Origin of the sequence: Pseudomonas sp. DR 5-09, from assembly GCF_001655595.1 — a bacterium.
GTDB classification, from domain to species: domain Bacteria; phylum Pseudomonadota; class Gammaproteobacteria; order Pseudomonadales; family Pseudomonadaceae; genus Aquipseudomonas; species Aquipseudomonas pharyngis.
The window spans coordinates 3663240-3686995 of sequence record NZ_CP011566.1; the positions used below are offsets into that span (position 1 = coordinate 3663240).

Annotated in this window: 12 protein-coding genes; 3 read left to right on the forward strand and 9 right to left on the reverse strand. The window is 61.5% G+C overall.

All coding sequences use genetic code 11. The features are described from left to right. Positions 1-109 precede the first annotated feature (109 nt). The 7 genes from PDR5_RS16275 to PDR5_RS16305 form a co-directional block, all read right to left on the reverse strand. On the reverse strand, positions 110-1513 hold the full coding sequence (locus PDR5_RS16275) for an ABC transporter substrate-binding protein (RefSeq protein ID WP_064597131.1): 1404 nt from the start codon (positions 1511-1513) through the stop codon (positions 110-112). A gap of 233 nt (positions 1514-1746) precedes the next feature. Next, positions 1747-1992, reverse strand: a complete 246-nt coding sequence (locus tag PDR5_RS16280) for a 4Fe-4S dicluster domain-containing protein (protein WP_003225615.1) — start codon at positions 1990-1992, stop codon at positions 1747-1749. A 25-nt stretch (positions 1993-2017) separates the two neighbouring features. Continuing rightward, positions 2018-3748, reverse strand: a complete 1731-nt coding sequence (locus PDR5_RS16285) for a fumarate reductase/succinate dehydrogenase flavoprotein subunit (protein ID WP_064597134.1) — start codon at positions 3746-3748, stop codon at positions 2018-2020. Positions 3749-3750: 2 nt separating this feature from the next. Further along, a complete protein-coding gene (locus tag PDR5_RS16290) occupies positions 3751-4497 on the reverse strand; it encodes a GntR family transcriptional regulator (protein ID WP_064597137.1) in 747 nt (248 codons plus the stop codon). A gap of 95 nt (positions 4498-4592) precedes the next feature. Then, positions 4593-5561 (reverse strand): Gfo/Idh/MocA family protein, encoded by a 969-nt coding sequence (locus PDR5_RS16295; RefSeq protein ID WP_064597140.1) that lies wholly within the window; start codon positions 5559-5561, stop codon positions 4593-4595. Positions 5562-5570: 9 nt separating this feature from the next. After that, on the reverse strand, positions 5571-6458 hold the full coding sequence (locus PDR5_RS16300; RefSeq protein ID WP_064597143.1) for a Dyp-type peroxidase: 888 nt from the start codon (positions 6456-6458) through the stop codon (positions 5571-5573). Between the two features lie 276 nt (positions 6459-6734). After that, positions 6735-7772 carry an AraC family transcriptional regulator gene (locus PDR5_RS16305; protein ID WP_064597144.1) on the reverse strand — a complete coding sequence of 346 codons (1038 nt, stop codon included), beginning with the start codon at positions 7770-7772 and terminating at the stop codon, positions 6735-6737. A 211-nt stretch (positions 7773-7983) separates the two neighbouring features. Here PDR5_RS16305 and PDR5_RS16310 point away from each other — a divergent pair, with 211 nt between their 5' ends. The 3 genes from PDR5_RS16310 (at position 7984) to PDR5_RS29355 (ending at position 9653) form a co-directional block, all read left to right on the forward strand. Next, complete coding sequence (locus tag PDR5_RS16310; RefSeq protein ID WP_064597145.1) at positions 7984-8931, forward strand: SphA family protein; 948 nt, start codon at positions 7984-7986, stop codon at positions 8929-8931. A 253-nt stretch (positions 8932-9184) separates the two neighbouring features. Continuing rightward, positions 9185-9379, forward strand: coding sequence for a type II toxin-antitoxin system RelB family antitoxin (gene relB, locus PDR5_RS16315; RefSeq protein WP_064597149.1), 195 nt, complete (start codon positions 9185-9187; stop codon positions 9377-9379). Continuing rightward, positions 9312-9653: a type II toxin-antitoxin system RelE/ParE family toxin gene (locus PDR5_RS29355; RefSeq protein WP_082934424.1), complete on the forward strand. Its 342-nt coding sequence runs from the start codon at positions 9312-9314 to the stop codon at positions 9651-9653. Before relB ends, PDR5_RS29355 begins: the two co-directional genes overlap by 68 nt. Positions 9654-9702: 49 nt before the next feature. On the opposite strand, the gene PDR5_RS16320 is transcribed toward PDR5_RS29355, so the two are convergent. Then, the gene (locus PDR5_RS16320) at positions 9703-22185 is read right to left on the reverse strand and encodes a filamentous haemagglutinin family protein (protein ID WP_064597152.1); all 12483 of its coding nucleotides are present in this window, start codon (positions 22183-22185) and stop codon (positions 9703-9705) included. A gap of 189 nt (positions 22186-22374) precedes the next feature. Further along, positions 22375-23484: a substrate-binding domain-containing protein gene (locus PDR5_RS16325; RefSeq protein ID WP_064597155.1), complete on the reverse strand. Its 1110-nt coding sequence runs from the start codon at positions 23482-23484 to the stop codon at positions 22375-22377. Positions 23485-23756 lie beyond the last annotated feature (272 nt).

Below are 23756 nucleotides of genomic sequence, written 5' to 3' on the forward strand. Positions count from 1 at the left end.
ATATTTCAGGTCGGTGTAGCTCCAGCAAACATCTCGGTCAGTCCCCTCTCCCTCCGGGCGGTCCGACGTTTCGGGAGGGTTAGGGTGAGGGGGAGCCTTTGATCTGCTGTTAGCGGGCAGCAACGGCCTGGGTCGTGGCATCGGTGAAGTCGAAGACCTTCCCACCCTGCGCCGAGGCAAATTTCTGCGCCTGCCCCTTGAGCAAGAACGCGCTCAACCGCCCCTTCGCATCGCTGGCAAACCACGCCTGCTCCGCCAGCAACTTGATCCCGCTGTCACTCGCCTGGGCATAAACCGCCCGGATGTTCTTGCCTTCCGACTTCAGGCCGGCCAGCGCGGTGAACGCCTCTTCAGCCGAGGCATAGCGCCGGACCTTGTCCTCACCGCGCACCCAGATTTCCGCGACATGGCTGAAATCGCTGATAGCTTTTCCAGTCACCGCATCGACAGACTTCAACGGCGTCTGCGCGTAGTTGGCCAGTTGCGCGGTGTAATCCAGATTCGAGGCCTTGAACGCCGCACGGATGTACTGATCGTCGATAAAGGTGTTCAGGTCGAGCCCGCGATCGGCCTTCTTCAGCAGCTTTAGCGTGTCGATGGCAGTGCCCACGGCCTGGCGGTATTCCGGTTTCCAGCTCAGGTCGCGGGTCTGCACGCCGAGCGGGCCGTGGAACAGATAATTGACCTCGGCATCGACGCCGGTGACCTTGGCGATCAGTTCGCTGTATTTCTCGGGTTCGGCGGCCAGCAGTTGATTGGCCTCGATGCTGGCGCGCAGGTAAGCAACGACGATTTCCGGGTGTTTTTTCGCGTAGGCCTGATCCACCAGCGCACCGTGGAAGGTCGGTGCATTGGCCTGGGCGCCGTCGTAAATCTTGCGAGCGAAGCCACGGCTCGGGAACAGCTCGGCGAACGGTACGAAGTCGGCGTGGGCGTCGATCTTGCCGGCCTGCAACGCGGAACCTGCGACCTCCGGCGGTTGGGCGATGATGTTCACGTCCTTCAGCGGGTCCCAACCCTGTTCCGCCACCGCGCGCAGCAGCATGCCGTGGGCGGTGGAGGCGAACGGCACGGAAATGGTCTTGCCCTTGAGTTCGCTCAGCGACTGCACGCCCGACGCGCTCGGCACCACGATGCCGTTGCCGCTGCCCTTGATGCTGCCCGACAGCACGCTGATGAACAGGCTGTGTTTGCCGGCGGTTTCAAATGCCACACCGTTGAACGCACCGGGGAAATCGGCCATGGCGCCGAAGTCGAGTTTGCCGGCGACCATCTCGTTGGTCAGCGGCGCGCCGCTGGTGAAGTTTTTCCACTGCACGTCGTATTTGGCGTCCTTGTAGGCGCCGTCGTGAGGCAGGTATTTGTCGAGCAGGCCCAGCTCGCGAATCAACAGGCCGCCGGCGGCGCAGTTGATGGTGGTGTCCTGGGTGCCGATGGCAATGCGGATGGTTTCGGCCGAGGCCGACAGGGTGAACGAAGCCAGTACCAGACCGGCGATTGCTGCACGCAACATGGTTGAATCCCCTCGAATCATTTATAGGATGTTCGTCTCCGCCGCGATCAGGGCGCGGTGGGAAACGAGGGGTGTTTTTCAATTCAGCGTCCGGGGTTTACCGGATGGCTATCGGCTCGCTACAAATCCCCTGTGGGAGCGGGCTTGCTCGCGAAAGCGGTGTTTCAGTCAATAGTGATGCCAGCAATGCCGGCCTCTTCGGGAGCAAGCCCCCTCCCACAGTGGATTTGGGGTCACCGCAGCAGATAAGGGATGTCCACTTTGACGGCGCCAGTCGGGCAGTCCTTTTCACACGGCATGCAGTACCAGCACTCATCGAAGGCCATGTAGGCCTTTTGCGTGGCCGGGTTGATCGCCAGCAGGTCCATCGGGCAGACGTCGACGCACACGGTGCAGCCCTTTTCGGCGATGCATTTGTCCTCGTCCACGGTGACGGGGGCATTGGAGCGGAAGAAGATTTCCTGGGCTTGATAGGCCATGGTTCGGACTCTCTCTAGTGATGCATCAAGCGGCGAAAGCGCCGACCCGCAAGCGGTCGTAAGCCTGCATTTCCTCGGCATCGAGGGGGATGATGTAAGGTTCGACGGCTTTCTTGAAACTGGTCATGCGCCCGTCTTCGCCCTTCTTCAGATGGCAGTGGCAGAACCATTCGCGGTCGTCCCTTTGCGGATGATCGACGCGGTAGTGATACAGGCCCCAGCGGCTTTCGGCGCGGAACAGCGAGGCGCGCGCAGCCATTTCGGCGCAGTCGCGGATCACGCTGGTTTCCATGGCTCGCATCAGTTCGTGGGCGTTGTTGGCCTTCATCTCGTCGAGATCGCGTTCGATGTCGCTGAAGCGTTGCAGGCCGATTTCCATCTTCTTGGTCACTTTCGGCGGTTGCAGGTAGTCGTTGACGAAGCGCCGCAGCTTGTACTCGACCTGCGCCGGCGGCAGACCGTGTTCGCGATCCAGCGGTGCGTAGACCCGGGCCTTTTCCTTCTCGATCTGCTCGGTATCCAGCGCGGAGAACTCGCGCCTGGCAACAAACTCCGCCGCGTTGTTACCTGCGAACCAGCCGTAGGTGAACGCGCCGAGCATGTAATTGTGCGGCACGGCGGCCATGTCACCGGCCGAGTACAAACCTTTCACCGAGGTTTCGGCGCGCTCGTTGACCCACACGCCGGACGCCGAATGGCCGCTGCAAAAACCGATTTCCGAGATGTGCATCTCGACCATCTGCGTGCGGTAATCGGTGCCGCGATTGGAGTGGAACTGGCCGCGACTCGGGCGCTCGTTGCTGTGCAGAATTTCCTCGATGTTCTGGATGGTTTCCTCGGCAAGGTGATCGAGTTTGAGGAACACCGGGCCGTTGCCGCTTTCCAGCTCCTGGTGGAACTCCCACATCATCTGCCCGCTCCAGTAGTCGCACTCGATGAAGCGTTCGCCCTTGTTGTTGGCGGTGTAGCCGCCGAGCGGCCCCGTGACGTAGGCGCAGGCCGGGCCGTTGTAATCCTTGATCAGCGGGTTGATCTGGAAGCACTCGAGGTTCGCCAGTTCAGCCCCGGCGTGATACGCCATCGCATAACCGTCGCCGGCGTTGGTCGGGTTTTCGTAGGTGCCCATCAGGTAGCCCGAGGACGGCAGACCCAGTCGCCCGGCCGCGCCACAAGCGAGGATCACTGCCTTGGCCTTGATCACGTGGAAGTCGGCAGTGCGGCAGTCAAACCCCATCACACCGTTGACGGCGCCCTCCTCGTCGGTCAGCAGACGGGTGCAGACCAGGCGATTGGTGATGCTGACCCTTGCGCGTTTCAACTGGCGATACAGGACTTTCTTGATGTCGTGCCCTTCCGGCATCGGCAGCACGTAGGCGCCCATGTGGTGGACTTTCTTCACTGCGTAATCGCCGGTTTCGTCCTTCTCGAACTTCACGCCCCAGCGGTCGAGCTGCTCGATGGTTTCGAAACTGTGGGTGGCATAGGCATAGACCGCTGCCTGATTGACGATGCCGTCGTTGGCGATGGTGATTTCCTTGGTGTACTGCTCGGGCGTCGAGTGGCCGGGGATGATCGCGTTGTTCAGGCCGTCCATGCCCATGCTGATCGCGCCGCTGCGCTTGACGTTGGCCTTGTCGACCAGCAGCACACGCAGCTCCTTGTTCTTTTCCTTGGCCTTGATCGCGGCCATCGGGCCGGCGGTGCCGCCACCGATCACGACGATGTCGTATTCCTGTTCGAGGGTATTGCGGGTCATGGTCACGCCCCTTTTTGCCGGTCGATCCGCAGGCGGTACTGGAACGCATCGCCACGGTAGTAAAGGTGTTCGAAGTCCAGCGGCTGGCCGTTGGCGTCGTGAGTCAGACGCTCAATACGCATGATCGGCGAGCCGGCCTCGACGTTCAGGGCCTGGGTCAGGTCGCTGTCGGCCAGCACCGCGTCGATGGCCAGATCGGCGTGGCCGAGTGCGATGCCGCAGTCGTTTTCGAGGATCAGGAAAATGTCGCGGGTCACCAGATCGGCCTTCTCCAGCCGCTCGCCGACGGCTTTGGGCAGGTAGGTGATTTCCAGCGAAATCGGCTCGCGATTGATCAGGCGTACGCGTTTGATCTGCGCAACAGTTTCGCCTTCGGCAACCTGCAAACGCTCGGCGACCAGTTTGTCGGCAGCGATGAATTTGAAGCTGCGCAGGCGGTTGATCACCTCGTAGCCACGGCCGGTCATGGACTCGGCGAGGCCTTGCAGGGTGCTGACGTTTTGAAAGGTCTTGGGCTTGGCGACGAAGGTGCCCTTGCCGTGGATCTTGAAGATCAGCCCTTCCTTCTGCAGATCGCCCAGGGCCTGGCGCACGGTGATGCGGCTGACCTTGAACAGGGCGCCGAGTTCGCTTTCGGACGGCATCTGGCTGTCTTGCGGGTATTCACCGTCGAGAATCCGGGCGCGCAGCACGTCGCGCAGTTGGGTGTGCAGAGGAACGCTGCTTAAGGAGAGAACGTTATCGGTCATCACGGGATCACTTGTTATAACGAGTTATGACGTGATCTTAGAGACGTTATGACAAGCTTGAGAAATACCGAATGAGCATAAGGTTAGATGCGCCTTCAGTGGCGCTTGAGGATCTGATCCATGACCCAATCGGTCTTCAGGGCTTCGGCGGCGACTGCCGGGTGCCGGGACTCACCGCGAATCTGCGCGTTCATGCCCAGTACGTGGTGCCACTGGATGTGATCGTGATGGGGGATTTCCAGGCTGATGTCCTCGTCGGCATGCAGCTCGACCGGGTGCTCATCGAACACCGAAAACCCGATCCGCCCTTGGCTGCCGATGATCTCGACCCGATCCTCGCGCCGGTCCGCAACGAAACTCCAGCAGCCCATGCCCAACGCACCCGAGGCGAATCGCCAACTGGCGCTGACCGCATCCTCCGCCGCGTATAACCCGGCCTGACGCGCGGTGAAGCCAGCGACTTCAACGATATCGCCGAGCAGGTACTGGAACAGGTCGAACCCATGGCTGGCCAGATCCGCAAAGTAACCACCACCGGCCACCGCCGGATCGGTGCGCCAGTTTGCGCTGCCGGCCAGATCCTTGGGCGATGGTGCCTTGGTCAGCGTCCAGCTCAAATGCCGCACCTCACCGATGCGCCCCTGCTCCAGCCATTGCCGCACCTGCTGGAAGCGCGGCAATGAACGGCGGTAATAGGAGACGAACAGGTGCAAACCGGCATCGGCAAACACCTGCTGCATCTCGCGGCTTTGCCCGACGTTGAGCGCCATCGGTTTTTCCACGCAGCAATGCTTGCCGGCGGCGGCGACTTTCAGGCTGTAGGCGTGGTGGCTGTCGGGTGGCGTGGCGATGTACACCGCGTCCACCTCGGGGTCGTTGATCAGGGCATCGACGTCGGTGTAAGTCCGGGCGATGCCGTGGCGCGAGGCGTAATCGGTCACCGCTTCGAGGCGTCGCCCCATGACGGCCACCAACGCCGAGCCGGGGGCCTTGTAGAAGGCCGGCCCGCTCTTGCGTTCAGCGACACTGCCGCAACCGATCATGCCCCAACGCACCACGTGCATGCTTGCGCCTCAGCCGATGCGCAGTGCGCGCAGGTCGAGGTAGCCGTTTTGCAACGGCGGGCACCAGTAGTAGCCGCCGGTGATCGGCCGGCTGATGCGGTACAGACCGTCGGTGATGCCGTCTTCCAGACCGCTCATGCGCCGCAGTTGCGCTTCGAAGGCATCAAGGGAGAAGCCGAACGCGAGGAACATCAGGCCGGCGCGATCGCCTTCGATCCACGGCATCGAACGACGCACGACGAAGGCTTCCGGGGCGAAGCTTTCCTGGGCGGTGCGTTTGACGTGAGCGGACATCGGAGCGTCGTCGATCTCTTCGTTGTCGCTCAGGCGACGGCCCATGATGTTGTCCTTGTCCTCGGCGGACAGCGCATGGAATCCCTTGAGGTCGTGCTGCCACTGCTGGATCGCAGCGAAGCTGCCACCGACCAGACCGTCCGCACCTTCACTTTGCAGTGCGGCGGCGATGGCGGCTTCGTCATGGGGGTTTTCGGTGCCGTCTTCATAACCGGTGAGGTCATGGCCGTCCTTGTGGCGGAAAGCTTCCTGCATCTGCACCAGACGCAGCGCCGGGGCCAGGGCGGCCTCAAGCGCAGTGCTGCGGTTGAGCAGCTCGCCACGGTCGACGCCGTGCAGCCAGACCCACAGGGCGTGCTGGGTTGACGGGTTTTCCACGCCAACGCCGGTCAGCGCCGGAAAGCTGCGCAGGCCGTCAATGTGCACATTCAAGGCCTTGGCCAGGGACTCACCGAAACCGACCACCGCCGACTTGCCATCCACCAGGTTCAGCAGGTTGTCGATCGCCTGCGGCAGCGCTTCAACCGACTCGAGAGCGAAAAACAGGTGACGTGCTTGCGGCGGAACAGGGGTGGCGAGAATGCCCGGCTGGTAGTAACTCATGTCGACTCCTTGGAAAGAGCGCGGAGTTTAACTGTAGGCGGAGGGTTTGTGGGGGATTGAAATGGGTTGGATAACGTCAAAATCGCCCTCACCCCAGCCCTCTCCCGGAGGGAGAGGGAGCCGATCCGGGAATATTTAAGATGGATTGCGACCTGAAAAAACACCTGGGAATCCATAATCGACACAAACCTTTCAGGTCGATGTATAACGCCAGACACCTCGGTCGGCCCCCTCTCCCTCGGGGAGAGGGCTGGGGTGAGGGGTATCGGTCTCAAGTCAAATCACAGAACTCTCCATGCGCCACGCACTCGGACTCTTCCCCGTCCAACGCTTGAACGCCCGGCGAAAACTGCGAACGTCGCTGTAGCCGACCTCCTCGGTAATCCGCTCGATCGGCATATCAGGATTGGCCAGCAAACTCATGGTTCGCGCCTGCCGCACCTGCTCCAGCAGCGCCTCAAACGTCAGCGAATGTTCAGTCAGCCGCCGGCGCAAAGTCCGGCTGCTCATGTTCAAGTCACCGGCAATCTTTTCAATGTGACTGCCCCGGCTCAGATCCCGGGCAATCGCCCGCTCCACAGCCTGGATCAGATCAAGTTTTTGATGAACCTGCGCCGCTTCCAGTTCCAGCAGTTTGACCGCCTGACGCAGCGCCAGCGAATGATGATTGGGCAGGTTCACATCCAGCCATTGCACGTCGATCAGCATCCGATTGTGCAGGCAGCCGAAGCGCACCTCCGGCCCCAGCAGGCGCCGGTATTCATCAACGTAATCCGGCGCCGCGTGCATGAATTCCACGGCAATCGGCTTGAACGTCTCGCCCACCAGGGCCCGGCCATAGACCAGCAGGCTGGCGAAAAACTCTTCCACCGCAAACACCTGCACCTCGGCAAACGGCAGCCGGCATTCAACGTCGACGTAGACCTGATCGCCCACCACATCGACGCTGGAAACGACGATCCCGCCGGAGGTGTGCTGATGCCGAACCCCGATTTCGAACGCATCGCGCAAGGTCTTGCACAGCGACAGTACGTGCCCCAGCAAACCGAGCGTCCCGAGCACGTTCTGCGCGCCCACCCACAGGCCCAGCCCCTGATTGGGCAAAGCTTTAAGCGCCCGCTGGATCATCGCCACGGCCTGGCGGTAGGAAATCCGCTGCGCCGGATCCTGCAAGTCTTCGAAATCAAAACCCAGGCCACGGCACAGGCTCTGCGGCTCGACGCCCTTGTTGGCGGCGACTTCGGCCAGGGTTTGCAGGAGAAACGGCGACACCAGCGCCATTTCGAAGGTCGGGTCTTGGACTTTTACGTTCATGGGGGCTGACATTCCGGATCACGCTGAATTGTTATTTTTGTAACCGGTTATGTCGAAGGAAGTTAGCACAGGGTTGGCGGACTGTCCGCAGAAGTCCCCTTCCGTGTCCGCCAATACCCTGCCCTGTTGTGCGTCAAGGGCTTATTTCTATCGTGGCCGGGCACCCTGCGTGCCGGCGTTGCGCCCAAACACAATAATAATGAGGACGGACATGACCCCGAACCGCGCGACATTCCCTGTGCGACTGGCGCTGAGCCTGCTCGGCTGCGCCGCGACCCTGCCGGCGCTGGCCACCGAAGCCGGCGTCGACAACATCGGCACCGGCACCGACGGCTTCTTCATGCTGCCGCTGGAAGTCGACAGCCTTCCGGAGAACATGGTCGCCTTCAACCTCTACTACAACCACTACAAGTCACGAAAGCTCAACATCAGTTCGCTCGGCGGCAAGGTGCCGAATGTCGAGATCGAATCCACCGCCGTCATCCCGCGCCTCGATTACCTGAGCCCGGTGCGGATTTTCGGCGGACGTCTGGCCGGTTACATCGCCCAGCCGTGGCTCAAGCAGGAAGTCTCGGTGTTCGGCCTGAGCGACACGCGTGAAGGCATGGGCGATACCACCATCGCGCCGATCATCCTGTGGGACATGGGCAAGGACCTGACCCTCGGCGCCGCCGTGGAAATCACCGTGCCCACCGGCGAATACAGCGTCGATCGCCTGGCCAACACCAGCAACAATTTCTACACCTACAAACCGCTGTTCTCCTTCACCTGGCTGCCGACCGAGCGCACCGAGGTGTCGATGAAGACCACCTACAGCTTCAACGAGAAGAACAAGGACACCGACTACAAGTCCGGGCAGATCTTCCACTTCGATTACTCGGCCAGCTACAAGATCACCGACGACCTGATGCTCGGCATCAACGGCTATTTCCTCAAGCAGACCACCGACGACAAACAGTTCGGCCACACCGTGCAATTCGCCGGCGAAGACGTGAACGACGGCGTGCGCGGCAAGGTCTTCGCCATCGGCCCGGCGCTGCACTTTACCTTCCTCAAGTACGCCAGCGCGGAGATCCGCTGGGCCAAGGAGTTCGACGTGGAGAACCGGCCGGAGGGGGAAATGCTGTGGGCGAAGGTGAGCATTCCGTATGCGTTCTGAGTGCATTTGTAGGAAGGTGCGCGCGGATTTGTAGGCTGAAAACCTGAAAAACAGAGGGTAGGAATAGGCCTACAGTGGCAGTCGAGATTGCCGGACAACGGGGGGAAACGTCCGGCAGATTTCAAAGGGGCGCTTGCAGATACTGGGCTTCGTTATCCCATGGTTCTTCAAGGGCTCATGGGGTACATCGTCTGCCAGTGACGACAATGGGCCATTCCCCCTTAAACTGCTGAAATTGATCACGGAGATCACTATGAGCATATTGCATTCCCCGTTTTACGCTGACTTCGAATCCGAAGAAGAGGCAGAGAGCTACGATCGCTGGTTTCGTGCGGAGGTACAGGATGCACTTGATGATCCAAGTCCTGGCATTCCCCATGATGAAGTTATGGCAATGCTCGACCAGATGCTGGAAGAGATGCGCAGGAAGCGCCGCTCTGCTGCTTGAATGGAGCAGCAAGTCCTCGCGTCAACTGGCTGATATCTTCAAATACATCGAGCAACACAACACCAACGCTTCAATTTCGCTAAGAAACAAGGTGGGTGCAGCAGCACAGCGACTTTCATCAATACCTTATGGTTACCGACCCGGCCGAGTACCTGGCACTCGCGAAATGGTGATTCATCCGAATTATCTGCTGGTCTATCGAGTGAATGGCCACATCAAAATACTGAGGGTGCTTCACGCCCGACAAAAATACCCTCCAACTTCATCAACCTAAAAAAAAGGGCGACCAAACGGCCGCCCGAAGCGTACTACACGAGAGTTCTTTACAACGTCAGCTGTCCCCGCTCCTCTTCGGTCAGCTGCTGTTTCGCCTGTTCATCCAGCGCCCCGGCGCCCAGCACCTGCACCGGGCTGTTGGGGTTGTAGCCCGGTGTCGGCGCGCGGCTGGCGCCGTCGCGGGTCGGGGCCAGTTGTTCGTTGCCGAAGCTCAGTACCTGCACGGTAAATACCGAAGCCTGATTCTGGCGCGAGGCGGCCTGTTGTTGACGGGCGACGTCTTCCGCCGCCTGGGTTGCCGACGACGCAGCGGAGCTGGCCGAGGTGATCGCCCCGGTGTTGACCGCCGAAACCACCGGCACGCCGGTCGCCTTGCCCTGCACCGAGATGTTGGCGGCGTTGACCACCGTCAGCGCGGCGATGTTGACGTTGCCCGACACGCGAATCCCCGCCTCGCCTGCATCGATGGTGCCCAGCGGCGCGATCAGGTCGATGTCCCCCGGCGCCACTTCGGCAATCGGGTTGAGCGTGGCGATACCGGCGCCGGTGCTCGGCACCGATGGCGACAGGGTCACGTTGCCCCAGGTGTCGTACACGCGTTTCGGCGGGGTGTAGACCACGGTGGTTTTCGAGCCGCGACCGGCGTTGATGTCGCCCTCGGCAGACCAGCCGAGGATCGAGCCGCCGAACGTGGTCATGATCCGGCTCTGACCCAGCAAAATACTGCCTTGGGAGTAGAGCTGAATGTTGCCCGAACCCTGGGTGATGATCCCTGCCGTGGACGGCGGCGCGGCACCCTCGATGCCGAACACCTGACCGCCGCCCGGCGTGAGCATCTGGATATCGCCACCGAACAGGGTCTTGACCCCGGCGCCACCGTAAAGGGTGATGTCGCCGTCATACCGGATCGGGTTTCCGGCCACGTCGGTGGTCGGGAACAGCGAAGCAATGGCGTTGCGACCGCGCAGGTAACTGCCTGTGCGCGGGCCGTCGACATCGTTGTACTCAAGGCCACCGGCACGCAGTTCGGCGAAGTAAACCTGGCGGGCGAAGATCGCCTGCTCGGCACTTGGCAGGGCTGCGAAGAACGCTTGCGCCTGCTCTGCGTCGCCGCTGAAGCCATAGCCGAGGGTCAGCCAGCTCTGCAGCTCATCGAGGTAAGTCTTGACCACTTTGCCCGGTTGCCCGTTGAGCGACGCATTCGGGTCGGCGAGGTTCTGCGGGTTCAGGTAACGGGCGATGAACCGCGAGTAATCCGGCCCCTGCGCGCCTACACCGGCCTGCAATACCACGCTGGCCCCCGGTTGTTTATCGCCTGCCACCAACGATCCGAGGCTGGTGATGCTGGCGCGGTTTTCCATGAGGATGTTGCGCCCGGCATTGATATCGAGGACACCAGGACCGGCGATATCGAAGCTGCTGTAGAGAATGTCGCGACCGGCAGAAACGCGAGAAATGTCTCGTGGATCGTTATGGACAAACAGGTTGCCGGTGGACGTGATGTTCTCACGGTTGATGCCCATCTCTTCCGGCTGCACGGAGGTTGGCTGTCCAAGATTGGTCCCTGACGCGACAATGTCACGACCGGCGATCATCCAGACCGGCCCGGCGGCCTCATACCAGGTCCGTTTGGATATTTCGAAATTCAAGGTCTCACCGGTGCGTATACCCACCAGATCACCGGTCAACGCATAAAAGCGTGCAGGCTGCTGCACATCGCTCAATCCCGAATAGCTGTCGGGACCGAATGCGAACAACGGATAACGCGTGTTTCCGTCCGGAACAACACCGTCGCGACTGTAATTGCTGGCCACCAGTGTGCCTTGCGAATTGGCATCAAAGCGATTGAACGCCGGATTGAATGGTGTCGCGATGGCTAAAGGACTGGCACCGGATTGATTGATCGCATAGCCACCCGCGTAGATCGAATCACCCGCCAACAATTCCAGCTGACCTGACTGCGATGGCGCCAGCAGCAACGAATAGGCTTTAAGCGGGTTGTTGCCAAGCCCGCCGTCAAAAGCGGCAGACGGACCGGCATAAATGGAACCCTGCCCCGCCACTGCCCGAAGGATAGAGGGATAGACGAATCGACCGTCCGTAGGCGAAGTGTTTCGCCCAAGGATCAGATTGTTGGAACCGTCGAACTCTGCGATCTGCGTACTGGGCGTGAGATTGCCACCCGCCGAAAACAAGTCGATTGCCGTATGGTCGGTCCACAACGAAAAACCACTCAGGATCCCACCTCTCTTGATGTCCCCATTGCTGTCGAAAACAGGGGTCGCGCTCTGCAGGCTCACTCGCCCCGGATCCCCAGCCCCGCCCAACACCAGATCGCCACGGGTGCTCAGGCTCATGCCCGAGTCACCGGGAATCAACACCAGGCCACCGGAAGCTTTGCTGAGCGTGGAAGTAAACGGATCGAAAGCGCGCGTCTCTCGCGGGTCATTGAATTGCGAGGCCGCGCCGTATTGCAGATCAATTCCGCCCACAGCCCCGCCACTCAATTGTGCCGCGCCGCGCAGGTTAATCAGTGCACCTTGCAGATCGTGGAATGGTCGCGCCGTGCCGGTATCACCCGCCCGGGCTTGCAGCGACGGGTTGAGCTGACCGCCAATGCGGATATCCATGTCACCGCCACCGGTCATCTGCACGCTACCATCGCTGCCGATTCTGCCTGTGCTGCCGACTGCCACGATCAGCCCTTGACTGCGCAGGTAATTGCGCGAATCGCCCATGGGCTTCAACAGGCCCGCGTCAGCCCCGGCGCGCAAACTGATGTTGCCGCCGCCCAGCGTACCAAAGCCGGTAAACCCCACCAGATATGGGTCGGTACTGGTTGCATTCGGTATCGGCTGAGTGATGTAACTGCCGAAGTTGATCCACCAGGCGGTTGGAACATCGGCACTCCCCGTCCCCTGGCGCCACAGCCAGTTGCCGACGGCGACGCTGGCGATCTGGTCGCGGAAACCGCCGGAAGTGGTTTGCTCCTTGTGCCCTACCGAATCGCCGGAAATCGATCCACCGGCATTGATTGTGAGGTTGCCGCCCAGCTGTGGATACCAGGCCTGATAAAGGCTGTCAGTGCCACCGTTGACCCATTTTTCGTAGTCGGCCCCCGTGCTGCCCAGAACCGAGTTGGTATCGGAAAGGTGCCCGCGTGGCTGGTTATAGAGCGGATCGACATTGGCCGACTGCGTCCCTGCGGTGTACACACCAAAAGGTGAGTCCATGCTCAGATTGCCCGCCGATATCAGGTCGAGATCGCCCGTCCCTGTGCGCAGCACACTGAACATCTGGGTGTGAGCCTTGGCGGATTTCTGCGGATTGTTTTCCAGGCACAACTCCGGCATCAGTTGGCAGAGGATCAGGTAGTCATCCGGAACGGGCTCGTAATCGGCGCCCATGCCACTGCCCGGTGCCCAGACCCAGCGTGCCATCGGCGCGCAATCGCCGGGACCGATCTCGCACAGAATCAGGTACTCCTCGGGGATCGGCTCATACGCGGGGAAGCCATACTGGTTGCCGACGGCCCAGACCAGTTTCGCGGCACCCTGAGTGACCGTCACGCCATAGTGAGTATCCGCCAGTCGCAAATTGCCTTCGCTGGTCACCGGTTTGACCATGCGGTTATCGGCGGCCTCAAGATCGGCACCGGCCACCACACGCATTGACCACGAAGCACTGCCCGACGGCAACATGCTCGCCACTGCCCAGTTCTTGCCCTGCTGCGTGCCGTTGAACGGGCGCAACTCGATCAGGGACGTACCGTCGGCCAGTTTCACGTCCGTCATTGACGGAATCAGCGACCCGCGCAACAAGGCCAGTGACCCGCTCAACAGAACGCCGTCAGTGTTGCCGGTGTCTGCATCGACAGTCCCGGGGAGCGGCACTCCTTTGGGCCAGGTCATCGCGTCCAGCGAGGTCGCCTTGTTCAGGCGAATGCCTGCACCCAGACGCGTAGTGGCTGGCAGGGTCACGCTGTCGCTGAGCAATGTTCCTGCGGCGTACAGCAAATTGCCGTTCTGGTCGTGAATCGCGCCAGCCAGCACCGTACCGGCGCTGAAGGTATAGGACTCTTTCAGGGTCACTTGACCTGGCAGCAACGTACCGCTGGCGAAGGTCGCACTCTGAATCGCCACGTCATAGTTCAGCGTTGCACCTACCGGGAACCTCGTACCCTCGGCCAGCGAAACACCGGTGCCCGGAACGATCAGATCGCCGCCGAACGGCTGCACACCTGCAATCAGTTTCCAGCCGGCATCATCGACGGTTTCAGGTGGCGGGGCGAAGCCGTCGTTGATGCTGCCGTAAATATCGAGGTTGCCGCCGGCACGGATCACCAGGCTGCCGGCCTCCCCTGAACCGTAAACGGCAGGGTTCAGCCGCGTGTGCGGATTGAGACTGGCGTAGCGATAGCCCGAAAGGTCCAGATCGCCCTCCACCACCAGATCACCGTCGGCAGTCTTGCTGGCGATTTCCACGCCCGGTCGCAGATGGAATGCATCGGCGTAGGTGGCGTTGTTCAGCCCGGCCAGTTTGCGTTGCAGCAGATCACTGTTGCCCAGCGCAGCGTTGATGAAGTTGTTGCTGTCACCGTGAATGCGATCGAGCATGGCTTGATCGATGACCTGATACGGCCGCCCGCTGACGGCCTGATCGACACCATCACGGGCATCGGTGTAACGGCGCATGCCATTGAGCCCGATAGAACGCGCGCCCTGAATGGTCAGCGCACCACTGGCGTCGATGGCGAGGTCATTGCTGCCCAGGCGTGGCGCGTTCAGCTCCAGCGTGCCGCGCAGCATTCCATCGTGTTGCCCCGCCAGGAAACCGGGCACGGCATCGGTGCCGTGGCGCAGGTCGATGCGCGCGCCGCTGCCCAGCGTGAGCAAGCCATCGCCGGAACCGAGTTCGACCGTGGCACGGTTCGGCGCATCGATGATCTTGCCGTAGCTGTCGACCCGCAGCACGCGACCATGGGCGTCGAGCACGCTGTTACCCGCGAGGGTCAGACCGTTTTTCGCCGACAGACGAATGCTGCCGACACGTTCGCCGCTGGCATCGATCAGACCGGCCACCATCAGGCTGCCATTGTCCACCGACACATTGACCTCACCGGCCTTGAGACCGTCGCCGATCACCAGGTTGCCCTGCTTGAGCTGCAAGCTGCGGCTGCCGAACACCTGACCGGCGTTCAAGCGCTGGTTGAGCGCGGCAAACTGCTCGGAGGCGTCACCGTCCAGACGCTGCGCGCGAATGTCCACGCCCCCGGCCTTGTACGGCACCAACGTGCCCCCGGCGTCGTAGTAACCGCTGCTGCCGCCGACAATCTCGCCTTGCAGGTCGACCATCCCGGCTGCGTCCGCCAATGCGACGACGCTGAGGTTGCCGGCCTGATTGTTCTGCGCCGACAGGTCGATGCCCGAGCCCGCGGCCTGACGGATATTGCCGTTGGCGCTGTACAGCGAAACATCGCCGCCCCAGCTGTACTTGCTGACATCGTTGAACGGCAAGGTGCGCCCGGCCATATCCAGCACGGCTCCGCTGCCCAGGGTCAGATCGCCCTCGGACTTCACCGTCAGCTTGCCGCTGGCCAATGCGATACGGCTGTCGAGCACGACGTTGCGGGCTTCAAGGTTCAACTCCGCCCCCAGGGCATTGGCCACTCCAACAGCCCCGGCGCCACTGAGCGTCAGGCTGTTGCCGGCCTTGAGCAGACTGACCGATGCCGCTTCACCGGTCAGCAACGGTGTGCGCAAATTCAGATTGCCACCCCTGTAGGTGTAGCCTTTGACCGGGTCGTAAACGCCCTGCTCCTGATACACCGCCAGGCTGCCTTTGTGATTGGCGGTGATACGGTCGCTGGCGCTCAGGTTGACGTTGGCAAAGCCCAGTGCAAGACGATTGTTCTGATCCAGACCATTGGGCTGTGGCATCGGCCCGTAACCCAGCTCGATGCGTTGCGCCTGAATATCCAGCGTCCCCTTTCCGGTGCCGGCCCCCTCTTTGATCACCGTACCCGGGTTTTGAGTGGCACCGTTCCAGATCAGATTGCTGGTACGGATGGTCGCCACATCACTGGCATCGCCCAAGCCGTAAATCGCAGGTGTCACGAGTAACAGATTCTGCAACTTGCTCTGACCGGTCTGCGGGTCCAGCGTATCGAGGGTTACGCTACCAAAGAAGTTGAATGCATCACGAGCGGTCAGGCTCAGGGTTTCAAGGGCTGGCGCACCATACTGAGTGTCGCCGCGTAACAGGCGGTCAAGCACAGTCGGGTTCAGTACCAGGCCATTGGGTACGCGGTTGCCTGCCGCCGCCAGCGACGCTGCATTACCGACATTCACCGCGCCAACGGCGAGCGCCAGATGTCGAGTACCGAAACGTACTGTCTCACCCAGCTCGAACTGATCGTTGGTGGCGGCGGTAATGCTGCCATTGGAATAAAGCAGCGCCGGATTGCTGCATGCGTCAGACGCACAGGTGCCGATACGAACGTTGCCGCCGCTGCCGAGGTCGGGTGCCAGCACATTGGTCCAGCCGTTGGACACCAACAACATGCTGGCGGCCCCCGGTTTATAGAGATAGCCGTCTGCGGAGTCATAAGCGACATTGCCGCGCCCCAGCGTATTGATGCCCGCCCCCGCCTCGACCGTTATCCCGCCGGCGCCCGATGTCGTGCGCAACAGCACTTCCGGCGCCGACAATACGGCCCCTTCGCGCAGAACGATGCTGGAGTTATCACCCAGGAAACTGATGAGATTACCTTCCACGGTGTACCGCACATTCGGCATTGCGCCGACGGTCAGACGTCCTGCATTCAGGTTGTTCAGGGTATCGGCATAGAGAGAGACGCCTTTGAAACCTTCCGTGGGTGCATGCCCTGCACCCAGGATTTCAAAATCTGCGCCGGCGTTGCCACTGCGTACCACCGCTGTGCCAACCCTGCCATTTTCGGCTGCCGCGAATAACGCGCTACCCGCGAACTGAAGCGCAATGTCTTGCTTGCCGCCAGCAACCAGGCGCAAATCCAGTGTCTTGCCATCCATCGGCGCCAGCGCCCTTGGCACGCCACGGCGCGCGGCATCGCTCTGGATAAATGCAGTGAATCCGGTTTCGTTGTACTGCGAATAACGGCGCAACACATCAGCCGACGTCAGAATGACCTGACTGGCCAGACTGTCGCGCAGGCCGGTATTGGCAATCGACATCTGTGCGTTACTGGTCCACGAACCATTGCGCAATGTGCCCGTTGTCGTGCCTGGTGCGGCCTGACCATTGACCTCGACCCGGAACGCACCGGGCAACAGCGCGAAAGTAGAAGGTAACAGTGTGTAGGTGCCCGCCGGCAGCCCCGGAACACCAGCCCCCAGCGTGATTTGCTGGCCGATACGCGGGTCCACCGCACCGGCTTCGGCGAGCACGGGCGCGTAGGTACTCTGATTGCCCGGGACAATGGCGTAGACCGGGTTGCTTGCCAGCCCCGGCAAGCTGAATGTACCGTCAGCGGCGTTGCGTACCAGCGGGTTGAAACGCGCATCGGTTGAGCCGCCACGCCCGGAAACGAAACCGGCGCCGCGCAGATCGCCACCGCCCGAAAGGTCAATCACCGCGCCGCTCTGTACGTCAATGAATTGCGAGCGGATTGCCACGCCGGTGTTCTCGCCCGTGATCCCCTCAAGGGCGACGGACTTGCCGTTGTAAAGGTAGTCGATGCCATCGGTGGTGCCACCATACGGCATCACCAGGCCGGCAGCGCTGACCGAGGTCAGGCTGCCGGGAAGCAGATGAACCTCGCGGGTCTGGGTCAACAGGTCGTCACCCAGAGAAATCTGGCCCAGCGGTGCGCGAATCACCCCTCCCTGCTCGACGTACCCGCCATACAGACTCAACTTGCCGAACACCGAGTACGGCAATGCAACGGGCGCCGCACCCCGTCCGCTGATGCGCAACGTGTGCGCCGGCGCCGTAATCGAGCCCTGATAACCGACACGCACTTCAGCCTGGACGCCGCTGGCGGGATAAATCTGTGCAGCGCCAAGGCTCAAGTCACCCGGCGTCCACAGGCGGGTCTTCTCCGCGCCATCGGTCTGTGCCAGGAAACGAAGATCACCGCTGCTGTCGAGCGATACCTGGCCAAAAGCCCGTCGGCTGTATTCAGCGGCAGGACCGCTGACTTGCCGGATCACGCCCTGGGTACCGAACGACAGACCGTTGCTCAGATCCAGCAGATTAGCCGATGCGTTGAAGCTGGCCTCTGACAGTCGGGTCGTCGGATTGAGTGTTGCCTGAGGTCGAACCTTACCGACGATGCCGTAGTAGGTGCCGACTCCGGACAGGCGCAGATAGGGTGCGCTGACATTGACACGCGTTGCATCGTTCGACGACTCGGCCAGAGACAAGGCGCCCGCATACAGGCTCAGGCTCTGATTCATGTGCAGATTCACGTCACCGTCGAACGACAGCAGACCGTTGCTGAGCAGACTCAGGTTATCGAAACCACCACTCATCAAACCATCGGCACTCAAGCGCGCCTGCCCATAGCGCAAACCGTCAGCGCTATGGCCGGGTTCCAGATCCGATCCCAATCGCTGATCAGCCGCGCCTTGAGCAATGATCATCTCCCTTGGCGCTCGCACCTTGTTGTCCGCAGAGTCCGCGTACAACGGTGATTCCAGGGCAATGTCCAGACGACCTCCAGCGGCCCCGAGACCACCCGCCACCGCACGCAGACTGCCTTCGATGAACAGACCGTTGTAAGAACTCAGGCTGATGCGACCACCGTCAGTGGCGATGCGGGTCGGACCCTGGCCGGCGATATCGAGCAACGCCTCTGCACCCGAGGCATCCAGCCGTGCGCCTGGTCGTACGATCACGTAAGCATCGGCAGCGGTGGCTGTGGCGAGTTTCGAGTCGATCTCGCCGCCGATGACGATGCTGCCGCCCTTGCCCACCTGACCATACGTGCGCCCCAGAACGTCCGTTGCGGTACTGACTTGGCCGGATACATCCAGCACGGCCTGTTCACCGATCCAGATCGAACGGTCATGGGCCTTCGGATCGGCAACCAGGATGGACGTCGCCGGCTTGATCGAGCCGAACTGTTGCTGGCGGATGTCAATCGTGCCCCCCCTTGCATACAGCTCACCATCGACGGTGATCTGCCCGGCGCCACGCAGTTTGATGCTTTGTCCCGGGTCGACGCTGATGCGCGAGCCACGGCCCAGCGTCAAGGTGCTGTTGGCGGCATCGATCAGGTCGTCCAATGTCGCGCCACCTTGCAACGTCAGGCTGGCACCGGCGCGCTGGGTCAGAACGCCCTTGGTCGGGTTTTCCTGGAACAGCGTCGGGGTCCACAGCTCCAGCGCCGTACGCGGATCAACGCCGCTGATCGCGTTCGGTGCCGCATCGCCGAAACGGTAGACCGGCATGTTCACGTCGATTGTGGTGCCTTCGGCAACGTCGAGCCCGCTCAGGCCGATCAGGTTGTAGGCGGAGAACCCCTTGCCGAACAGATCAGCGGACAGTTGCAGGGTGTTGTCTGCCAGAGTTTTATCCGTTTGCCCGACGAGTATTTTGTTGGCCTGCACCGTCAGGGTGCCGCCGCCCGTGACGCCGTACCCGCGCAGTTCGCCATCGAGGTTCAGGTGGGTCTTTCCTGGCGCGGAAATAGCGCTCGACTCCAGCGTCAGGTCGCCGCCCTTGCCGCCCCGGGTTTTGCCATTGGCAAGCACGGCACCACCGGAAGAGACATCGAGCAGGCTGCCGGCAGCGACGTCGATATCGCCGCTGCTGCGGACCGATATCAGGCCACCGTTCAGATACGCCAGGCTGGCGTTATCGTCCGGGTTGGTGCGCAGGTTGCTCCACAGGCCTCGTGTATCGAGAAGCACGCCCTCGGCGATGCGGGTTTGTGTCGCCTTGTCGGTTTTGGCCGCCAGGCGAGTGTCGGTGTTTGTACCGCCATTGAACTGATTGAGTACGTTGCCCAGACGCAGGCTGCCACCGCGAGCAGTCAGGTCGGCGCCGACCTGCACATCCGGGGCGTACAGGGTGATGTCGCCACCGCTGTCGACCGTGAGAGCGCCGTCAACGGCGATCTGATCCTTGGCCGAAACCTTGAGCGCACCCAAGCGGAATCCGTTGAGCTGATCGTTATCGAGATACAGCTTGCCCTTGCGGGCATCGGACACCGCGCCGGTCAATTCAAGATCGTTGCCGGCGACCGGGCGCGTGCCACCGATCTGCACCTGATCAAGCATTGGATTGAGGGTGTAGAGCAGGCCGTTCGACGCCGCGACAAAGGTCGGGTCGTAACTGCCGACAATCAATTGCGCACGCCGGGCCAGCGCGGTCTGGCTCTGCTGATAGCCGTCGAGCACCGGTTTCGGCGCCTGATTCTGCCGCTCGCCCTGGTACACGTCACCGATCATCTGCCCGTCGAGCACGGCGCTGGCAGTGGAAATCACCAGTTGCCCGGCATCGCGGCCCACGGTGTAACCCGACTCGAAGCGCGAACGCGGAGCGATCAGCGGGTTGTAGAAGTAGCTGGTCTGGCCCCAGCGCTCGCTGTTGTCTTCATAACCTTTGTACAGCCCGGTGTAGAGCAGATCCCCCGGTGCACGGGAAACTTCGTACAAGCGCCCGTCTGCGCCACGCAGCCAGCTCTGGCGGATCTGCCCGCTCTGCACATCCAGGGTGCCGCCGGACAGGTTGATCAGCGAACCCTTTTCGGTGACCACGTCGTTGCCGGCGAAACTCACCACGCCACCTTGGGCCATCCACTCGCCGACGCTGTGCCCCTGGGTGCCGAGATAACCACCGACTTCCAACAGGCCGCCGGCGGTGTACCAGCGATCCGTGGCATAGCCGTTGGTGCCCGCCGGTACGTACACCAGCTCGCGAACATCGACCCAAATGTCGTTGCTGTTGAGCGCGCCCTTCTCGCGGTTGACCGACGCATCACGCTGCTCATTGCCCTGCACGTTGATCTTGATGCTGTTGTTTTCCATCGCCACCTTGACGCCGATGGCACCGGACACATCGATCATCGCGCCCTCACGCACCAGGCTGCGGCGCTGCGCGCTGACCGCGACCTGCCCGCCGGTGGCCAGGGTGATCGAGCCGTTCTGGAACTCGACGCTGCCGCCGCTCTGGATCTCGATGCGCGACTGGTCGCCACGGATCCGGTTGTTGGCCGTGACGCCCGTCAGCGCGGCCTGATGCTGGCTGTCGAGGGCGGTCATGTCGCTGCTGTCGAGCATGATCGCCGTGGCACTGCCCTGCCCCAGCGTCACACTGCCGTTGGTATCGGAGATCGGGTTGGTGAGGTGAATCGTGCCTCGCGTCGCCACTGACGTGCTGGCGAGCAATACGCCGTTTTGCACCACCTCATGACCGGTCAGGGTGATGTCGCCCGTAGCGGACTGGATCAATCCGTTGTTGCTGACCTTGCCCGCCACCGCACCGGCCTTGAATCCCGGAATCACTTCGCTGCCAAATGTGGTCGACAGCGCATTGCCTTCGGTGCCCGAACCCTTGCGGATGTAGAAACGGTCACCGGCCGCCAGCACGGTCTGGCCCTTGGCAGTGTTGATGCTGCCGTCGTTCTGCACTTCGTTGCCGAGCAGCAGCGCATAGCCGCCGGCATCGGTGGAAGCCGACGGTTTATGGGTTTCAATCGAGGCACCGCGCTCCACCAGCACTTTGCCGGCCGCATCGGTGAAGGTCGGCTGACTGCCGGTGCTGTCGAAATACAGACCCCGATCACGGAACTGGATATCGGTGATGTTCGCCGCTGCCGCCACCAGGTTGCGCACGTTGACCTGACTGCAGCCGCTGAACACGATGCCGTTGCGGTTGATCAGCATCACCGTGCCGTTGCCCTTGATCTGGCCTTGAATCTGGCTGGCCCGGGCGTTCGGATCGTTGACCCGGTTGAGCACTGCCCAGTTCGACTGCTGCGCGAAATCGACCGTGGTGTTGCGACCGACGTTGAAGGTTTCCCAGTTGAGAATGGCCTTGTCGGCGGTCTGCTCGATCGTCACAGTGGTCTTGCCATCGACCTGGGTCTGCTGCGGGCCCTTCGCGTTCTGCCAGCCCTGGGTCAGGCTGTTGTCGACTTTCAGACCGCCTTCGCCAAGACCGTCCGGCACAAACTGCACCGAGCCCAACGCGGCGGCGCGCCCGGCCGCCTGCGCCGCCTGTTGCGCGGCAATCGCGGCGACCGTGTTGTTCAGGGTCTGAATCGAACGCTGCAACTGCGCATTGGCCTTCTGCTGCTGGGCCAGCGGCGGTGTCATTCCAGGCAAGCCACCCACGCTCGGACGCGCCGCCGCAGCCTGTTGCGCCGCGCCCTTGGCAGCAAACCAGCCCGAACTGAACGCCGTCTGCGCCTGCGCGCTGCCCGCCACCAGACACAACGCCACCGCGTGCGCCAACGGTTTGAGCAACCACAGCGCCGGCTCCATGGCTTCACGTTTGGAGGACAGAACGCTGGTACGACGACGGGATGGGCGAGCGAGCATCACTACGAGATCCTTTTTGATTGCCACACAAGGCCGCAGGCGTGCAAAAACCTGCTGTTACGTCATAGGCAGTTGGCGAGGGGCGCGACCGAACGGATGTCACACAAACTTCATGATTGAGGTGTATCCAGCCAAAAAAAATGGCGGCAACCCGAAGGTTGCCGCCATTTCTGTTACGACTGCGCGAGCTTACAAAGGACGACCGATGGTGTTGCACACGGTGGTGTTGTTGATGTCCAGGTTGTTGCCCGAGGTGTTGGTGATGAAGTTGGCGGTTACAGCGTTTTTCCAGGAATCAGGCACTGCGACGAACTTGTGAGCCTGAGTTGCGGCGTTGTTGCCCGGGATGCTGTAGTGCTTGGTCAGGAAGGCTTTGACGTCGGCGGCCACGGCTGCATCCTTGTAGCACTGACCGAAGATGAAGTTGGTGTAGGCAGCGAGCTTGTAACCCAGAGCCGGGTTGGCAACCACTGGCGACCAGTTGGCCGGGTTGGCAGCCTGGGCAGCGGTCGAAGGCGCGGTAACCGATGCCAGTGCCAGGTTGACGTTGGCCGAAGTCGGCTGAACACCGTTGACGCGGGCAACAACAGCGTTGCTGGTGGCATCTACACCGTCCGGACCGACGTAACCGATGGAGCCGTCAACTGCGTTCACGGCAGTGGCGACATCGGAAGTGTTGGCAACGCCGACCCAGTTCGAAGGCAGCGCGATGCCACCGATACGAGCGGCGGTGAAGGTGGTGCTGGTGGCGAACTGAGTCGGGCAGACGGCGTTCAGGTGACGGGTCAGGATTTCCGAAGTGCCGCTGGAAACGTTGCGATAAACAACGCGGATGGCGGTGGTGTCGGAAGTGCCCAACAGAGCACCCCAAGTGGTTTTGGCGCCGGAGAACACGTCGCACAGTTGAGCGCTGGTCAGGTTCAGAGCGGTCTGACCGGCTTTTTTGTAAGGGATGGCAACCGAAGTGGCAACCGAAGGCAGTTGAATCAGCGGACCGAACGAAGCGCCGTAGGTGCTGCTGTAGGTGCTGAGTTCCGAAGCGCTGAGGATCGAGTCGCTACCGGCGAAGTGCACAGTGCCAGTGGTGCTGAAGCCAGCCGGGTTGTTGGTCAGGAAAGCGGTCTTGCCACCGCCGCTGCCGATGGCAGCGTAGCTGAAGTTGGCTGGCAGGATGCTGTCGGACGAACCTTTGTACAGAGCGGCTGGCAGAGTTGCACCACCACCGGTAACAGCCATGGCTTGAGCGGAAGCAAGAGCGGCAACGGTCAGGGAAGCTGCGATCAGAGTGCGCTTGAACATGAAGAATCTCCTTTTCAACGTTGGTTGTGAACACAGGTTTTCAGGGGACTTGCATGACACTGGGAGGACTCACCGCTGACCTTCGCAAGCGGGGTCCGGGGTTAAGTCGCACTGAGAAATTCGCAGTTTCCGGTGACAGATAAAGGAAAAAACCTCGGGAGGTGCAGGCTGATTTTCAAGGGATTTTCTCGGGTGTTCCGGGGGTTGTGCGGAGTGTCTACGGCAAGCTTTTCGAGGGAATCGGCCACAGCCCTTGAAGGGCCGTTGCAGAT